Annotated in this window: 14 protein-coding genes; 2 read left to right on the top strand and 12 right to left on the bottom strand. The window is 33.8% G+C overall.

Annotated features, from left to right (window positions below):
• Window positions 1–81: 81 nt before the first annotated feature.
• Both feoB and THESIDRAFT1_RS01670 read right to left on the bottom strand, forming a co-directional pair.
• Window positions 82–2,052: a ferrous iron transport protein B gene (gene feoB, locus THESIDRAFT1_RS01665; protein ID WP_006569318.1), complete on the bottom strand. Its 1,971-nt coding sequence runs from the start codon at window positions 2,050–2,052 to the stop codon at window positions 82–84.
• Between the two features lie 18 nt (window positions 2,053–2,070).
• Window positions 2,071–2,313 carry a FeoA family protein gene (locus THESIDRAFT1_RS01670; protein WP_003869052.1) on the bottom strand — a complete coding sequence of 81 codons (243 nt, stop codon included), beginning with the start codon at window positions 2,311–2,313 and terminating at the stop codon, window positions 2,071–2,073.
• A 215-nt stretch (window positions 2,314–2,528) separates the two neighbouring features.
• Here THESIDRAFT1_RS01670 and THESIDRAFT1_RS01675 point away from each other — a divergent pair, with 215 nt between their 5' ends.
• Both THESIDRAFT1_RS01675 and THESIDRAFT1_RS01680 read left to right on the top strand, forming a co-directional pair.
• A complete protein-coding gene (locus THESIDRAFT1_RS01675) occupies window positions 2,529–3,017 on the top strand; it encodes an Lrp/AsnC family transcriptional regulator (protein ID WP_003869051.1) in 489 nt (162 codons plus the stop codon).
• Window positions 3,014–4,180 (top strand): aminotransferase class I/II-fold pyridoxal phosphate-dependent enzyme, encoded by a 1,167-nt coding sequence (locus tag THESIDRAFT1_RS01680; RefSeq protein ID WP_006569319.1) that lies wholly within the window; start codon window positions 3,014–3,016, stop codon window positions 4,178–4,180. The genes THESIDRAFT1_RS01675 and THESIDRAFT1_RS01680 overlap by 4 nt, the downstream gene beginning before the upstream one ends.
• 29 nt (window positions 4,181–4,209) lie before the next feature.
• Here the strand turns inward: THESIDRAFT1_RS01680 and nagA are convergent, their stop codons facing one another.
• The 10 genes from nagA to THESIDRAFT1_RS01730 form a co-directional block, all read right to left on the bottom strand.
• The gene (gene nagA, locus THESIDRAFT1_RS01685; protein ID WP_006569320.1) at window positions 4,210–5,376 is read right to left on the bottom strand and encodes an N-acetylglucosamine-6-phosphate deacetylase; all 1,167 of its coding nucleotides are present in this window, start codon (window positions 5,374–5,376) and stop codon (window positions 4,210–4,212) included.
• A 33-nt stretch (window positions 5,377–5,409) separates the two neighbouring features.
• On the bottom strand, window positions 5,410–6,378 hold the full coding sequence (locus tag THESIDRAFT1_RS01690; RefSeq protein ID WP_006569321.1) for a GNAT family N-acetyltransferase: 969 nt from the start codon (window positions 6,376–6,378) through the stop codon (window positions 5,410–5,412).
• 16 nt (window positions 6,379–6,394) lie between these two features.
• Entirely contained in the window at window positions 6,395–7,993 is a 1,599-nt protein-coding gene (gene nagZ, locus THESIDRAFT1_RS01695) for a beta-N-acetylhexosaminidase (protein ID WP_039929084.1), read from the bottom strand.
• 342 nt (window positions 7,994–8,335) lie between these two features.
• Complete coding sequence (locus tag THESIDRAFT1_RS01700; protein ID WP_006569323.1) at window positions 8,336–9,538, bottom strand: phosphopentomutase; 1,203 nt, start codon at window positions 9,536–9,538, stop codon at window positions 8,336–8,338.
• A complete protein-coding gene (locus THESIDRAFT1_RS01705) occupies window positions 9,535–10,731 on the bottom strand; it encodes a YhfX family PLP-dependent enzyme (RefSeq protein ID WP_006569324.1) in 1,197 nt (398 codons plus the stop codon). The genes THESIDRAFT1_RS01700 and THESIDRAFT1_RS01705 overlap by 4 nt, the downstream gene beginning before the upstream one ends.
• Window positions 10,732–10,742: 11 nt before the next feature.
• Window positions 10,743–11,834 (bottom strand): aminotransferase class V-fold PLP-dependent enzyme, encoded by a 1,092-nt coding sequence (locus THESIDRAFT1_RS01710; protein WP_006569325.1) that lies wholly within the window; start codon window positions 11,832–11,834, stop codon window positions 10,743–10,745.
• A 126-nt stretch (window positions 11,835–11,960) separates the two neighbouring features.
• Window positions 11,961–12,812: a PHP domain-containing protein gene (locus THESIDRAFT1_RS01715; RefSeq protein ID WP_006569326.1), complete on the bottom strand. Its 852-nt coding sequence runs from the start codon at window positions 12,810–12,812 to the stop codon at window positions 11,961–11,963.
• 18 nt (window positions 12,813–12,830) lie between these two features.
• Window positions 12,831–13,967 (bottom strand): amidase, encoded by a 1,137-nt coding sequence (locus tag THESIDRAFT1_RS12660; protein WP_006569327.1) that lies wholly within the window; start codon window positions 13,965–13,967, stop codon window positions 12,831–12,833.
• A gap of 88 nt (window positions 13,968–14,055) precedes the next feature.
• Window positions 14,056–14,991 carry a phosphotriesterase family protein gene (locus tag THESIDRAFT1_RS01725; protein WP_006569328.1) on the bottom strand — a complete coding sequence of 312 codons (936 nt, stop codon included), beginning with the start codon at window positions 14,989–14,991 and terminating at the stop codon, window positions 14,056–14,058.
• A 48-nt stretch (window positions 14,992–15,039) separates the two neighbouring features.
• Window positions 15,040–16,377: a YhfT family protein gene (locus THESIDRAFT1_RS01730; RefSeq protein ID WP_006569329.1), complete on the bottom strand. Its 1,338-nt coding sequence runs from the start codon at window positions 16,375–16,377 to the stop codon at window positions 15,040–15,042.
• Window positions 16,378–16,402 lie beyond the last annotated feature (25 nt).

Raw genomic sequence — 16,402 nt, forward strand, 5'->3', positions numbered from 1 at the left:
AGGTCTAGTGTCCTACTCTATTTTCAATTTATTTTTTTCTATAAATTCTATTGTTTTTCACCCATTAACATTATAGCACAATTATACAAAAGTAAGAATTCCATTTAATATTCCTCCTATTAGTATCGCAATAAAAATATTAGCAAAAACTACCCACCATGTCTTTCTCCAGCCAATTGTCCTTTTTAATGCCGCAATTGTAGCAATACAAGGAATATAAAGCATTGTAACAACACCAAAGACAATCATCTGCCGCGGCGTCAAAATCTGTGTTATGTGACTTGTCCCAGACAGTGTTAAAAGCATTATAAGTGTCAATTCTTTTCTGAGTATCCCAAAAATCAATACTATCCCAACTATTGACGGCAATCCCAACCATTTTACAACAATAGGATCCATTATATAAGTCACATATTTAAATATGCCAGAGTACTTCAATATTTCCAGAACCAAGCTGCCAACTACAATTATTGGAAGAGCTACATACAAAAAGTCTTTTATTCTAAACCATATCTGCTTCAATGTAGGCTTTAAAGCAGGCATCCTGTAGCCAGGAAGTTCCATTATCAAATCATAAGGCTTTCCAGGTGCTATTTTATTTGCAAAATACGCCGCTATATAAACTACCAAAACGTCTAAGGCAAAAACAGCAAGTGCATATTGTGGCCCCATGAAGACCCCTATTGTTCCCAAAATTATTACAATTCTTGCAGAACAAGGCACAAGAGTAGACATAAAAGACGCAATAAATATTTCTCTATCCGTTTCTAAAATTTTGGTGCCTAATACTGCAGGGACATTGCACCCAAACCCCATCAATACTGGAATAAGAGCTTTACCGTGAAGCCCAACTTTGTGCATAACCTCATCCATTAAAAATGCAATTCTTGCAAGATAACCAGTGTTTTCAAGTATTGATAAAAACACATAAAAAGGAAATATATAGGGAAGCACTATAGTTATAGCAGAAATAATCCCTTCAGCAAGCCCATTCCAGAGAAAATCTTTATACATATTTGGAATATTCAAATTGTACACTAAAGGCTTAAAACCGTCAAAAAAGTCCTCCAGCACACCTGAGAAATACTCTCCAAATTTAAATATTCCATAAAAAGATATAAATACAATAATGAGCATTGATATATAGCCCCATATCTTATGAAGAGCTACATTGTCAATTAAATCAGTCCAAGTAATTCTATGGTGAATCTCTGATACAGTTTGGCTTGCGATAAAAGAAGCAATATCATATCTGTCTGCTGTAACTAAAGTTGCAAGAGGACTATCTGTCTTCGCCTTTAAACCTTCTAATTCTTTTTGAATTTCTTCATAAGCTTTTTCTCCATTAGGCTCTTTTTTTAACTTTTCTACTATATCGCTATCCTCTTCTATCAGTTTTAGTGAAATCCACAGAGGATGAAACAAATTTATAAGGTCTACATTGTGTTTCAAAAGGATGTTGTAAATTTTCATTACAGATTCACTTACTTCATTTCTGTATTTGAGAACTTTTTCCTCTTTTATATCATACCTTTTTACATCCACTTCTTTATGTGAATCAACAACTTCTAAAGCTTTATTTATTAATTCCTGAAGCCCTTTGCCTTTTGTAGCAACGGTTTCTACAACTGGAATACCTAAAAGCTCTTCTAACTTCTTTACATCTATATCTATACCCTTTTTAAGGGCATAATCCACTTGGTTTAAAGCCATAACCATAGGCACATGAAGCTCTAAAAGTTGCACTGTAAAAAACAAATTTCTCTCAAGATTAGAGGCATCCACTACGTTTATTACAACATCCGGTTTTTCAAAAGCTATAAACTCACGGGAAACAATTTCCTCTTGAGAATAAGCAGAAAGTGAATAAATACCAGGAAGGTCAACAATTTTTATAGTCCGGCCTTTAAACCGCAGTACCCCTTCTGCCCTCTCGACTGTTTTTCCCGGCCAGTTACCAATTATCTGTGTCAATCCTGTTAATTGATTAAATATGACACTTTTACCCACATTAGCATTTCCTGCTAAGGCTATAATTATTTCTTTTTTCATCGCATATCGCCCTTTCTGTCAGACGATTTTTACATATATTTTTGAAGCAAGACCATATCCAATCACAAGGTGAGAATTCCTGACCTCCAATTCCACAGGGCCCCTTAAAGGACCTTTTCTAACCAGCTTAACTTTTGTCCCCGGGACAAGTCCCATTTCATTTAACCTTTGCGTAGCTGCTCTTCCTGCTTTTATTAATACAATCTCTCCTTCATGATTTTCCTTTAATTCTATAAGATTTATAATAGTATTTTCTCCCATTTATATGCAGCCTCCATAATTGAAAATAATTATCAATATCCCTATAAAAATTGTAACATTCTTTACATGTATCTGTCAACCCAACAATCTTGTATTACTTCAATTTCAAACTTTTTTATTTAAAATTTTATACTTCAATTTATTAAATTATTGAATTACGCCTATCTTTGTATTATAATGTGCATAAAATATCTTTTTAGGAGGGTGGATGAAATATGGATAAATCTATGGAAATCATTGACCTTTTGTGCGAAAACAGTCGTCTTACAGAAAAACAAATTGCAACAATTACAGGGCTTAGTGAAGAAGAAGTCAAAAACACAATAAAAAATCTTGAGGACAAAAAAGTGTTGTTAAAATACACTACTTTAGTGGATTGGGAAAAGACTGACCGGGAAGTCATAACTGCCCTCATAGATGTGAGAGTAGCACCCCAGCAAGGACATGGATTTAACAGAGTAGCCCACAGAATATGCCAGTACGAAGAAGTAAAATCAGTTTCCTTAATTTCCGGAACTTATGACCTTTCTGTGGAAGTAGAAGGCAAAACCATGAAAGAAATAGCATTATTTGTAGCTGAAAGACTTGCCCCTATTGAAGGAGTCTTAAGCACTACAACCCATTTTGTATTAAAAAGATATAAAAAGGACGGCGTTTTTTACGAAGAAGGACAAAATGACAAAAGACTGGTGGTAACACCATGAACACAGACAAATATATATCTAATGCAGTAAAAAGCATACCACCGTCCGGAATTAGAAAATTTTTTGACCTTGTGACAAATTCAAAAGACATAATATCACTGGGAGTTGGCGAACCAGATTTTGTAACTCCATGGGAAATAAGAAAAGAAGGCATAGACGCACTAGATAGAGGTAGCACAACATACACCTCAAACTTAGGCTTGCCCGAACTTAGAATCGCCATATCCTATTTTTTAAAGACTCATTATAATTTAACCTATGACCCTGAAAAAGAAATAATGGTAACTATTGGTGCTAGTGAAGCCATTGACCTTGCTCTGCGAGCTCTTTTAAATGACGGTGACGAGGTTTTAGTACCTGAACCAAGTTACGTATCATACGCACCATGTGTAACTTTGACAAGAGGCATCCCTGTATTTGTTCCTACTGATGAAAAAAACAATTTTATACTAACCCCTGATGACCTAAAATCAAAAATAACCCCAAAAACAAAGGTATTAATTCTTCCTTACCCCAATAACCCTACAGGTGCTATCATGAAAAAAGAAGAATTAGAAGAAATTGTAAACATAATAATCGAGCATGATTTAATAGTAATTTCTGATGAAATATATAGTGAATTGACTTATGAAGGAAGACACATAAGCATAGCCTCACTTCCGGGCATGAAAGAAAGGACAATACTTATAAACGGTTTTTCTAAAGCTTTTGCCATGACAGGTTGGAGACTTGGATATATTGCAGCAGAACACGGATTCATTGAAGCGATGAATAAAATCCATCAGTACACAACTATATGCGCTCCAATAACAGCACAATATGCAGCTATAAAGGGTATATATCAATGTGAAGAAGACATAGTAAAAATGAGAGAAACATATGATAAGAGAAGGAAATTTATTGTAAACGGATTTCGCGAAATAGGTTTTGACTGCTTTGAGCCAAAAGGAGCTTTCTATATTTTCCCGTCAATAAAAAAGACGGGTATGACTTCACAGGAATTTTGTGAAAAACTCTTAAAAGAAGAAAAAGTAGCTGTAGTACCAGGAGACGCATTTGGCCCAAGCGGTGAAGGATTTATTCGTGTATCATACGCATATTCTATAGATAAAATAGCAAGAGCACTCGAAAGAATAAAACACTTCGCTGTAAGGATATTGTAGCTAAAAAAATAATAGCCGCTGACACTTAATCAGCGGTTATTATTTGCTACTTTATACACAATTTTCCCATTAACCATTGTCATATCTACAGTCAAATCACTGTTTAGAATGGTTATATCAGCATCTTTTCCTATAGCTATACTGCCTTTTCTGTCAGCTATGCCAATTACTTTTGCAGGGTTTAAAGAAACCATCTTGCAAGCTTCAAAAAGTGGTATTCCAAGAGACGTTATATTTGCTACAGCTTTATCCAATGTCAAAGTACTTCCTGCCAAAGTGCCATTTTCTAATCTAGCCTCTCCATTTTTCACATAAACTTTTTGCCCTCCAAGACTGTATTCTCCATCTCCTAAACCACAAGCTGCCATAGCATCAGAAATTAATACTACTCTATCTGTCCCTTTTATTTTTAAAAGTATTTTTACTGCCGCAGGATGTGAATGTATAAAGTCGCATATCAACTCGCTGTATAATCTGTCATCCAAAAAAACTTCTCCTAAAGCACCTGGTTCTCTGTGATGTAACCCTTTCATGCCGTTATATGTATGGACTGCAATTGTAGCACCATGATCTACTCCATTTCTCATCTCCTCATAAGTGGCATTTGTATGCCCCAAGGATACTTTTACACCCTTTTTCGTGACATGTTCTGCAAAACTTCCATCCGGGTCCTTTTCAGGTGCTAATGCTATTACTTTTATGTTACCTCCTGAAATTTCTAAAAATTTGTCAAATAACTCTCTATCAGGTTGTATTATATATTTTTCATCCTGTGCCCCTTTGTGTTCTTTGCTTATAAATGGTCCTTCCACATATGTCCCTAAAATTTGTGCTCCACGTGTTCCTTTTTTCATCGTCTCATTTATGTTTTTAAGAGCATTTAGGATATAGGGTACATCCATTGTCATAGTAGTAGGACAAAAAGAAGTCACTCCATGTTTTGCAAGATGAATTGAAATAGCATTTAATGCTTCATAAGTAGCATCCATTGTATCATATCCAACACCGCCATGAATATGTATATCTATAAAGCCAGGAACTATTTTTTTGCCTTCTACATCAATAATTTCCGCATCAATAGTACTTAAATTTTTACCTATATTTGAAATTTTCCCCTCAGAAATTAACAAATCCCCATTATATATTATCTCATTCTGTGTATATATTTCACCATGTTTTAATAAAAGGTTTTTCATACAAATCACTTCCTTTCAATAAAATCTTGCCTCTTATTTCAATTCTTTTTTATATACTGTGTATTTTTTCCAAATTTTGCACCCTAGTCTTGAATAAAAATCCACCAATTCAGTCCAATCTATCACCACATTTTTAATTCCTCTATTATACAAAAAGTACATGCCAGCCTGAACAATTGCCAACCCCAATCCTTTTCCTCTCTCCTTTTCATCAATACCTAAAGGCCCTATACCTCCTAGCTCTTTGTTAAATAAAGGAGCCCAATACACATTTTGTGCAATAAAAGGAGAATTAATGTCATTAATTCTACAAAAACCTATTATTTCGCCGTTTTTCTCAGCCACAACAAAATCCCGTCCTTCACCTCCTCGTTTGAAATAATGTATAGCCTCATATTCCCACCGACCTGGAAAACTCTTTTTTAAAAATGAAAGAAATTTGTCTTTTTCTGCTAAATCTAACAGTTTAAATTTAACATCTAGTAAATCCGGTAATATCACTTCATTTTTCTTAGATAAATCACAATACATATCGTACTCTTCCCCATAATTAACGTATCCTCGTCTTTCAAACCATTCCCTCGTTTTTTTAAACTCAGAAGGTATGCCAGGAAAGTAATGCCATGGATCTTGGCCTAATAATACAGTTTTAACAGCTGCTTCATTTAAAGCTTTTTCTGCCCTCTTTAATAATTCACTGCCAATTCCTTTATTTCTGTAGTCATGATCAACCAAAATAACTTGAATATGTCCAACACCTTTTTGGATTTTTAAACATTCCATATCTTCTTTCCATATTTTTGATACTATAAAGCCTACTGTCTTGTCGTTTTTTGTATCAATGGCAATCCATGACCCTTCTAAAAGGACATTTATATCTTCAAAAGTATTTTGTCGTAATAACTCTTTTCTCATGGGAAAATTATCGCCTATTTCTTTATTCCAAAGAAACAATATTTCTTCTGCCCTTCCCTCTGTCAAATTAATATATTGAATATCCATGTCAACTCCCCTTTTGCTATTTTATTTTAATTTTGCTTTGTAAAGAAACTGGTAATTTCCCTTTTGCTCCATAATTGCCACTTAAAACCTCTAACACACTTTCTACAGAAAGTGGAGTATATTCATAAGCACAAACATATGTAGGCACATCTTTAAACTTTAATAAATCATATGGATTTCTAAAGGCAACAACGATGATATTTTTATTTACTTCCAACAATGAGTTTACAAGCCTTACTTGGCCTTCATTTAAACTAGCATTATAAGTGCCTACTACAATAATTTCTTTATCTTTAGCCTCTTCTATGATAGTATTTACAAGGTCTTCATCAGGATTTACAGAAATAGTTTTTTCAACCCCTCCAAATTTTCGTACAAAAGCTTTTGCAAAAGATACTTTTTCCATTAAAGTATCATCCACACCTGAAATGGGGACTGTTTCAGGAGAAACTACCAATATTTTTTGTTTCCTTATTGGTAAAAGGTTACTTTCGTCTTTAACAATAGTGATGCTATTTAAACTTATGCTTTTTGCAATTTCGTGATGTTCTTTGCACCCCACAATAATTTTAATTTTATTTTCATCTGGATATGGATTTTCAAAAAGTTTGTATTTCTCTTTTAATTGGATTATTCTTTCAACAGATTCATCTATTCTTTCAATTGATATTTCACGTCGTAAAACTGCCTCTTTGATTTCATTAAATGCCTCTATCTGCAGCTTTTTCGTATGGGAAACAAGGACTATATCTGCTCCTCCTTTTATGGCCATCGCAGCTGCTTTGGCCGTACCAAAATATTTTGCAATTGCATTCATTTCCATACAATCAGTTATAATTACTCCATTAAATCTAAGTTCCTTTCTCAGTATATTGGTGAGAATATTATGGGATAATGTTGCAGGCAATTTATTTTCATCAAGAGCTGAAAAGAGAATATGGGCTGTCATTATGGCTTCCACACCATTTTCTATTGCTTTTTTAAAAGGATATAACTCAATTCTGTATAATCGCTCTTTATTGTGAGATACCAATGGTAAATCAAGATGAGAATCTACTGAAGTATCCCCATGACCAGGAAAATGCTTCGCTGTCGCTATAACATTTTCTTTTTGTAAACCTTTTATATAATTAATTCCGAACTCCGCTACTTTTTCTGGATTTTCTCCATAAGACCTAACCCCTATTACCGGATTAGACGGATTATTATTAACATCAAGTACAGGAGCAAAATTAATATTTATACCCAATGCTCTAAGCTCTTTACCTGCTATCTCCCCTATTTTATATGCATTTTCAGGATTGTTTGTAGCTGCTATAGCCATATTACCTGGTAAATAAGTAGCATCTTTATAAATTCTCGTAACCATTCCACCTTCTTGGTCAATAGAAATCAACGCAGGAATACCTGTGTGTTTTATTGTATTCTTTTGTATATTGGCACATAGCTGTTGAAGTTGCTCTTTGTTCTTAACATTTCGTGTAAATAAAATCACATTGCCAATCTTATATTTACTGACTAATTCTTCAATATGGTCATCATAAGTTGTAGAAGGAAAACCAACCATTAACATTTGTCCTATTTTTTCTTCCAGTGTCATATTCTTAACCCCCATAATCTTCAATCCTTTCAGATGATATTTTTAAAAGGACTTTCATTTTCTTTACGCATCAATTCTATTCTATGCTTTCAATAATTAATTCTACATTTTTTTAATAAATCCTTTTTATTTTTCCCACGATGTTAATAAATAACTTTCGCAATTGTGATACAATTACTATAGAACCTCCCCTTTCTACATTAAAAGCAAATATATTTTCGCGATATTGGTATTTTATTCTATATACTATATACCGAGAAAATGCTTAACGATTATTATTGAAAGGGGTAAGAAATCTTTCGTTATAAAGGATTTCTTACCCCTTATTTCCAAGGCTCAAATGCTCGTCAAAAATAATTATATTAACATTTTTAGAAAGCTCTCTCCATTCTCTGGTTTTTCAACACCAAAATAATCTGCTATAGTAGCTCCTATATCTGATAAAGTCTTTCTTTCCCCTAACTTTACCGGTCTTAATTTTTTACCGTAAACCAATAGAAGCGCTTTTTCTCTTGTGTGATGATTATGCCCTATTGTGGGGTCATTACCGTGATCACCAGTTATAAATAAAATATCATCCCCCTTCATTTTATCAATAATTTTAGGTAGATAATCATCTACAAGTTTTAATTTTTCGGCGTATTTTTCTACGTCCTGTGAATGCCCTGCAAGGTCTGTTTCTTGTACATTTGCCATTATTAAACCATCAGATATGTTGTCTAACTTATTCAATAATATACTTAATACAGTTTCTGTATCAACACATGGATTATAATCTGCACCATCACAGTTTATAACATCTGCAGCCTTTCCAATAAGAGATACATCAAAACCATGCTTCTTCAAAATAGTTGTCACTTGGACATTTGGGTCTATTCCATATCCAAGATGTCTCACCATATAACCTTTATTATACACACCAGCTTTTGTACAGTTTATTCCAACGATATTATCCGATTTTTCTTCTACCGCATTTAATATATCATTTATTGTGATCACTTTTCCTCCCAATACGATAACTCTTCCAACTTTAACGTTATCTCTTACTATTTGTCCGATTTTCAATTCTTCTTCAAATGAAATATAATCCAAAGGAGCAGTAACATTGTAGTTTAAACCTATATCCGCTTCAATATTGTCTGCTATTGTTACAACACCATTTACCAATAAAAATGGGTGTTTAGAATCTGGTATAGTAACATCAAAGCCTGCTTTCTCTAACTCAGTTTTTACTTTGTCCATACACTCTTTAAAAGGCTGTACCAAAGCTTTTCTAGGCTTTGAACCAACAATCTCTTGATGCCCTTGAAAAGTATCTGCTCCTTCATGCTCTAAGTTTGAACATCCATAGCTTGCAATGGGATTACTAACCTTTTTTATATTCTTACTCTCAACTATAAGACCTGCTCCCATTAATTCTAAATTATTTAATCTGTAATTATCATTATATTCAGAAACATGTTTTAAAGTATTTGCTCCTATATCTTGCGGACGTACCTCAGGGACATCAGCCATTTCACCAACCCCAAGACTATCTATTACAAGAATTATGGCTCTCATTTATTATCCTTCTTTCTTAAATCCTTTAAAAGATTACCTTTTGAATCAAATATATACGTTAATTTTGGTTTCCCTGAAGATAACCCTTCAAGAAGAGCTACTTTTGCTCTTGTTACAAATATTTGTGTTCTAAATGAATATATTACAGTATCCCCGACGTTAACCTTTCTATTGTTTAAAAGTATAGTTCCATAATAGTCTATTGATTCCGGTGGTAATTCTTCAACATCAAATATTCTATCTAAAATATCTTCAGGATTATTTGATACTAACGCATATTTAACATTCGACCTCGGGTAAAATCCACCACCATAGCAATAAGCTTTCCCATTATTTACATGAGATATTTCTGACACATATACTATGGCTGGCTTTTCAGGCTGTTTTGTATAGGCATGTAAAGGAGTCGTCCCCAATAAAGCATGCCCCGGTTCTCCATGAGTAATACCATACTTGTTTAAAAGAGGTATTGAACTGCAACATGTGGCGCTTGGCCCATTTACCTGCCAGATTTCAATATCCATTTCATGCAATATTTCTTTTGCTTTTAAGAGGGTATATACATTGTGCGTTGGTGTAATTTCTTTCTTTTCGTAGTCATAAAGAAAACATGGAAATGATGTAATACCAGCAATTTTTATATTCTCTAATTTTAATATATGATGAACTGTTTCTTTTAATTTTCCAAGATATATACCACCTTCTTGACCGGGATATATTACATCATTTTCATCTATTACTCTTAATAATATATCTTGTGTAATTCCAAGCTCTTTTGCGCTATCTGATATTTCTTTTGCTTTTTCATATGAAAAACATGTTATAACCTCTGGTTTCATAAGCAAAGATAACTTAATATTGTTTTTTGGAACTTGCACTAAATGTCCTATATGACCTATATTAAGGCCGTTGTCGTACAACACCTTTGCCTCATCAAAATCTACAGCTACGGCTTTATCAATTCCTGCCTTTTCAATGATTTTTGAAATAATAGGATTTCTTCCAAACTGTTTTGTCATATAATATAAATTAACATTATATTTTAAAGCAGTATCATTTATTAATTTTGCATTCTCATAAATACTATCAACATCCAACACATAAGTATTTGGTTCAATAACACCGTCTCTGTGTAATTTGGCAGCTTCTATAATAAGTTGTGGATTTCTTTCAATAACCATATTAAGAAACATTGCATCATCTCCTAAGCCAGACTTTTCTTTACAGCTTCTTTTAAAATTCTAATAACAGTATCAGCACCTGCCCTCATTGGATTAATGCGAATTACATAATTTTTTATTTCAGGATTATCTTTAATAAAAGTCCCTGAAACTCTATAAAACATAGCGCCAATTTCATATCTTGATTCAGAACCTACAGGATAAGGTACTGCTCCCATCTCTTCAGCGTATTTTAATACTTTTTCCGCAATTGGTTCTTTAAATTCTACTAATACAACTCTTGATTGTGCATTTGCTACATATGCCTTTTTTACCCCTTTTATTTCTCCAGTGTTAAGCCTCTTTACTATTTCATCAACCTGCATTGCTTGTATTGCTAATGAAACAGGTGTATATACAAGTGACCTTAAAGCTTCCATTGCCTCAGGTCCTTGCACTTGGCTCCCACCTGAATAAGTTAATTTTCGAATTTCGTCTATAATATATTTTTTGCCTACTACACATCCAATTCCTTCCGGTGCCAACAATTTAAACATAGAAAATACTGAAACATCTGCTCCCAACTGAACACCTATATATGGAGCTTTCATAACTACATAATTTTCATCAGTAATAATAGGAACATTAGTTATAGATTTAATAACTTTTATTACTTTTTCAAGTTCATAACTGTCATCAGGTTTTTGTCTTGAATGTTGTATTAACACAGCATCAACTTTTGTATTTTTTAATATCTCAAATGAATCTAAATTATTCATGTTTACTTTTAAAAGCTTAAGGCCCATCATATCCATAAGGTTTTGTGTTGTAGGATATACAGGTGCGTCATGCACAAGTAATGTATTAAGAGGTTTTAATAAGCTATTAAAAACGAGTCTCATAGCCCCCGTACCAGCACCTATCACTAAAGCAGAGTCTTCTGCATCAAAAAATTTAGCAAGAACTCTCTCAACTTTCGCGGTGGTTTTAGGTCGTCCAAGCTCTAATGATACACCATAATCACCAGCTTCGAGTAATTCATGCCCTCGAAAAACTGATTGGATGATATCTACCAATTTAAACTGCAAATTAATTGCTTCCTCTAAGCTAATCTGTTTAATAGGATACGTAATCATTCTTTATCCTCCAATCAAGTCCAATGGATTTCTGTACAACTTTGTTTTTAATAAATAAAAACAAGAATTAATTAAAATAAGAATTTACCTTAACAACTACCAACGGATACCTCGTTGTTCAACTATTCATCCAATAGATTTGATCCCAAAACTAGTCATTATCCTATTTACAATGTGTTCCGGAATTTCAATTTCACCTAGTCCTTTCTCCCATTCATGGTAAATTCCATGATAATCGGACCCTCCTGTTGCAATTAAACCATATTTTTGTACTAATTCTTCATACTTTTTCACTTTTTCTGAAGTATGACCTGGATAATATACTTCTATACCTTCTATACCATATTTAATAAGTTTCGGAATCAAATAATCTTTGTTATAGATGCCAGGATGAGCTAAAATCGGAATCCCACCCGCATTTTTTATAATATTGATAGCTCTCTGCACAGTTGCAGCAGAAAAAGGAACATAAGCTTTTTTCCCATATATAAAATATTGTAAATAGCCTTTCATAGCCTGCTTTCGAGAAGTAAAATAACCTTTTTTTAGCATACATTCAAGAATATGATTTATCCCAATCCATTGTCTATTTTCCGCTATAGCAGCTACTTCGTCCCACTCTATATTAAAACCTTCATTTTTGAGTAACTCTACCATCTTTTTGGTCACATTGGTCCTGTTCGCCGTCATTTTATTTAATATATCTATCAGCCCAGAATCTTTCCAATTTATGTTATAACCAAGTATATGAACTATTGTTTTTTCTTGCCCTCTATTAATAAATGCCTCTATTTCAACTCCAGGTATAATTTTTAAATCTGTAGCCTCTGCAACTTTCATAGCTTCAGCCACACCATCTACCGACTCATGATCGGTAATAGCTATAACTTTTAATCCTAATTTTTGAGCTTCATCCACAATCTCTGCTGGCGTTAAACTCCCATCGGAGATTGTCGTGTGTATGTGTAAATCAATCATTCTATTCACCCTTAAAATTTAAGATATAATATGAAACAAATTATTTTCAAAATATTCTGTAAAAATTGGAGGGCGTTTGTCGTATTCAGCAAGACATGCAGCAACTCTAACCGCTTTTTTTGCAGCTTCTACACCGGAAGAACAAACGATAATATACCCCGTTGCAAGTTCTCTACTAGGTACCGCAAGAGCTGTACATCCAGCCATATTTGCTGACCTTAAGACGTATTTCCCGGAAGATTTTTGCAAAATTTCTCCAGTTTTCCCTAAATGTCCTATTACTGAGTCGCCAACACCAAAAAAATCTATAGGTCCTTCTCTTGTTATAATTACATCACAAATATTTTTTCTTCTTTGGTTAAATATTGAATGAAGCCATTTCAATGATTGTTGTCTATCCCATAAATTATCAGGAACTTTCAATTCTATAGTTTTAGCTCCATTCCGTTTAAGATATTCAATACTAAATTTCATAACATCACACATATCTTCACCATTTGGCAATGTAATGCCATAACTTGGATATCCTATGGTAATCTCAGATAAATCTTTACTTTGAGTTTCGTTTAGAAATGCGCCTGGCATATCAATTAAATCCTCCATTGCTTTAAGCACTTCTTTAAGATTTCGCCCCAATACTCCTATTGAAGGCTCAAACCATCTCCCATCAGTGGCCTTGTAGCTCTCGCCTGTTCCCAACCCAAGCCCTTTTCCCATCATTGCAAATAACTGTGTAGCCAAAGCAGGACCAAGTACAGAACCTCCTCCATCCGTTCCAATAGCAATATCGATTATTCCATTTAGTAGGTTGAAAGCTCCACCACTCGTAGAACCAGTCATCATTTTCCCTGTAAGAGGATTTAGAAGCCCGGGATCAACAGCCCTTCCTCCCGGGGCCATCTTATCTACCGTAATATTAATGTAACCTTTCTCTGGAGTAAGGCGACTTTTGATCCAAATAGGTACTCCTTTTTCTTTTATACCTACAAGACACAGGGGTGGAGTAACATCATTTTTTAAATAACTTTTTATCTGTTCTTCAATATTTTCAACTAAAGAAACCACGGAAGCACCAATGTACTTCTGAGCTCTCAAAATAGCTCCAGTTAATTTAAGTATTTCATTTGATTTTTGAACAGAAATTGGTGAAAACATATAATTTCTCCTCTATCTTTATATTAATGAGTTCAAAGTCTAATTTTTTGTTTGTTCTTCTAAAATAGGCAAGTTTAAAATAATCAAACTACTCTTCTTCTCTAAAGGATAAAAACCGACATGGATTTTTGATAGTCAATTTTTCTATAATATCATCACTTACTCCTTGGTCTTTAAGTCCTTTCAGAAATGAACTATATAAATATACATATCCATGGCCACCAAATTTTTGTAAATACGTTTTTCTTGAAATATCGCAAGAAAGCATAATCTGATTCTCAAATCCTCTATCAATCAGTTCAAGTAAATTCAGCATTCTCGCTTCATCAGAACGATATCTTGTTTTCCCTATAGTATCAAACTGAATAAAAGCACCCCATTTTAAAAGTTCAATTTGTTCATGTATATTTTCATTTAAATCTTGATGGCCAAAAGATACTTTCTCGGGAGGAATACCTTCTTTATCAAAGATTTTTCTTTGTTCTAACCCCATAGTCCCCAGCTCGCAATGAGTACTTATAGGTGCACCAGTGACTTTATGAGACTTTGCTACGGCACGAAAAACCTTCTCTTCTCTTGCAGTCATTAAATTATAACTGCTCCCTATTTCACCATATATCCCCGCTTTAATACATGTATTTTCAATACCATCTAATACTTCTTTTGTCAATTTCTCCTCTAATTCTTCTATTGATAATTCATCAATTTCTGGAGGATAATATCCTTCTTTGTAATAACCAGTTCCTACTATTATATAGAATTCATTTTCTTCAGATAATTTCTTTAAAAGTTTAGGCCCTCTCCCCATTCCAATATTTGTTAATTCAACTATTGTGTTGACCCCTAGTTCTTTTAAACTTTTCAGCTCTTCAACAATACCTGGCAATGTTTCTTGATCACCTAGAATCGAAGTATTTTCTCCTCTTACATGGGAAAGATCCATTACAATATGTTCATGTACCATTGTACCTTTAATTTTGTCACACAAAATTTCGCCGGTTACAGTTTGAATTTTCTTCTTCAAATTATATCTTCCCTCCATAATTGAAATTTGGATATTTATAGAAGCGTACTACATTAAATGTAATAAATAGAATACATTTACTAAAATACCTGTAATAATTGCAGCAAGCGGAGGTGAAGCGAGCCTTATAATAGGACGACCAAGCGCTTCATTTATCATATAAAGTGCTACAAATATGGCAAATGCAAGCCAGTTTTGCCCTTCAACTCCTGCAGGATTCATGTTAAGCACAGCCATAGCAGAACCTATAAGAAGAGCAATTTCCAATACATTATTCATAGCAGTCCTTATATTATCCGAGGCCTCACGAATAGATGGAAATTTTTCTAATCCTACCCCTATTAATCGTAAAGCAGACACCTCTACTAATATCGTTAGAGCTCCTAATACAAAAGCCATAATATGTCCAAAGACACCATCCCCAAATAATGCAGGTGCTAACCAATAACCAACTGGATAAACAAAAGTTAATCCTACAACACCATAGACACCCGATGCCAATGATGTAGTAACAATTAAAGGCAGAAACGCTAACCCACGAACAAAATCAGCAGCAGCCACACTAATAAGCTGTTGATTATTCCCTGTAGCATAAATCTGACTTAATAATTGAAAGTCAACTTCTGAACCAGCAAACCATTTCATATTACTAATAAGCGACACTAAACCACCTATAATCATCAATAAGGGCAATGAATCGAAAATACGTTTAGTATTAACCGCAAAGATATTTTCACCTGAAATATTTGAAGTGTTATCTTTATTAGCTTTTATATCTTTGAGTATTGCAAAAACCACCAGCATAATAACACCGATAAACATTTCTAAGGCTTCCGCATATATTGGAGTTCCTCCGACAGTAATTATCTTTAATGCTGCCAGTTGACGTGCTATAAGTTCAAGTACTAAAGTAATTAGGCCTTTTCTCCATCCAAACTGTAAAAAGATAGCTAAAACAGGAAACAAAGCGAACCCAGCTATAACTGGTGATGACAATGCACTAAAAGGATCTAATATATTTACCGGCATTGCTTTAAACAGAACCACTAATATATCAAAAAATGCTGTTACTCCTATTCCCCATCCAGCACCTAATATTGCTGCAAGCCAGGAATAAGGAGCTAAAACTCCTAAAATATCTGTTGGTAAAAAAAGCAACCAAGGATTCAAAAGTTTTGAAGAAAGTGTAAAAGCTATTCCCATTGATACCACAAACCCTGCACTTAAACCAAATGCTACTGCGGTCATTTCTGACCTCTTCATTCGTCCTTGATAATACTCTGGCATTATTGGACGTATACCATCATGAAAAACTGCGCGCCCAAAATGAGAAGCTAAAGATGTTAAAGCACATAGCACTCCAACAATAACTAACTTAACAAGCATTTTTTTCTCTCCCCTCTATAATTTT

The sequence above is a fragment of the Thermoanaerobacter siderophilus SR4 genome (assembly GCF_000262445.1).
GTDB classification, from domain to species: domain Bacteria; phylum Bacillota; class Thermoanaerobacteria; order Thermoanaerobacterales; family Thermoanaerobacteraceae; genus Thermoanaerobacter; species Thermoanaerobacter ethanolicus.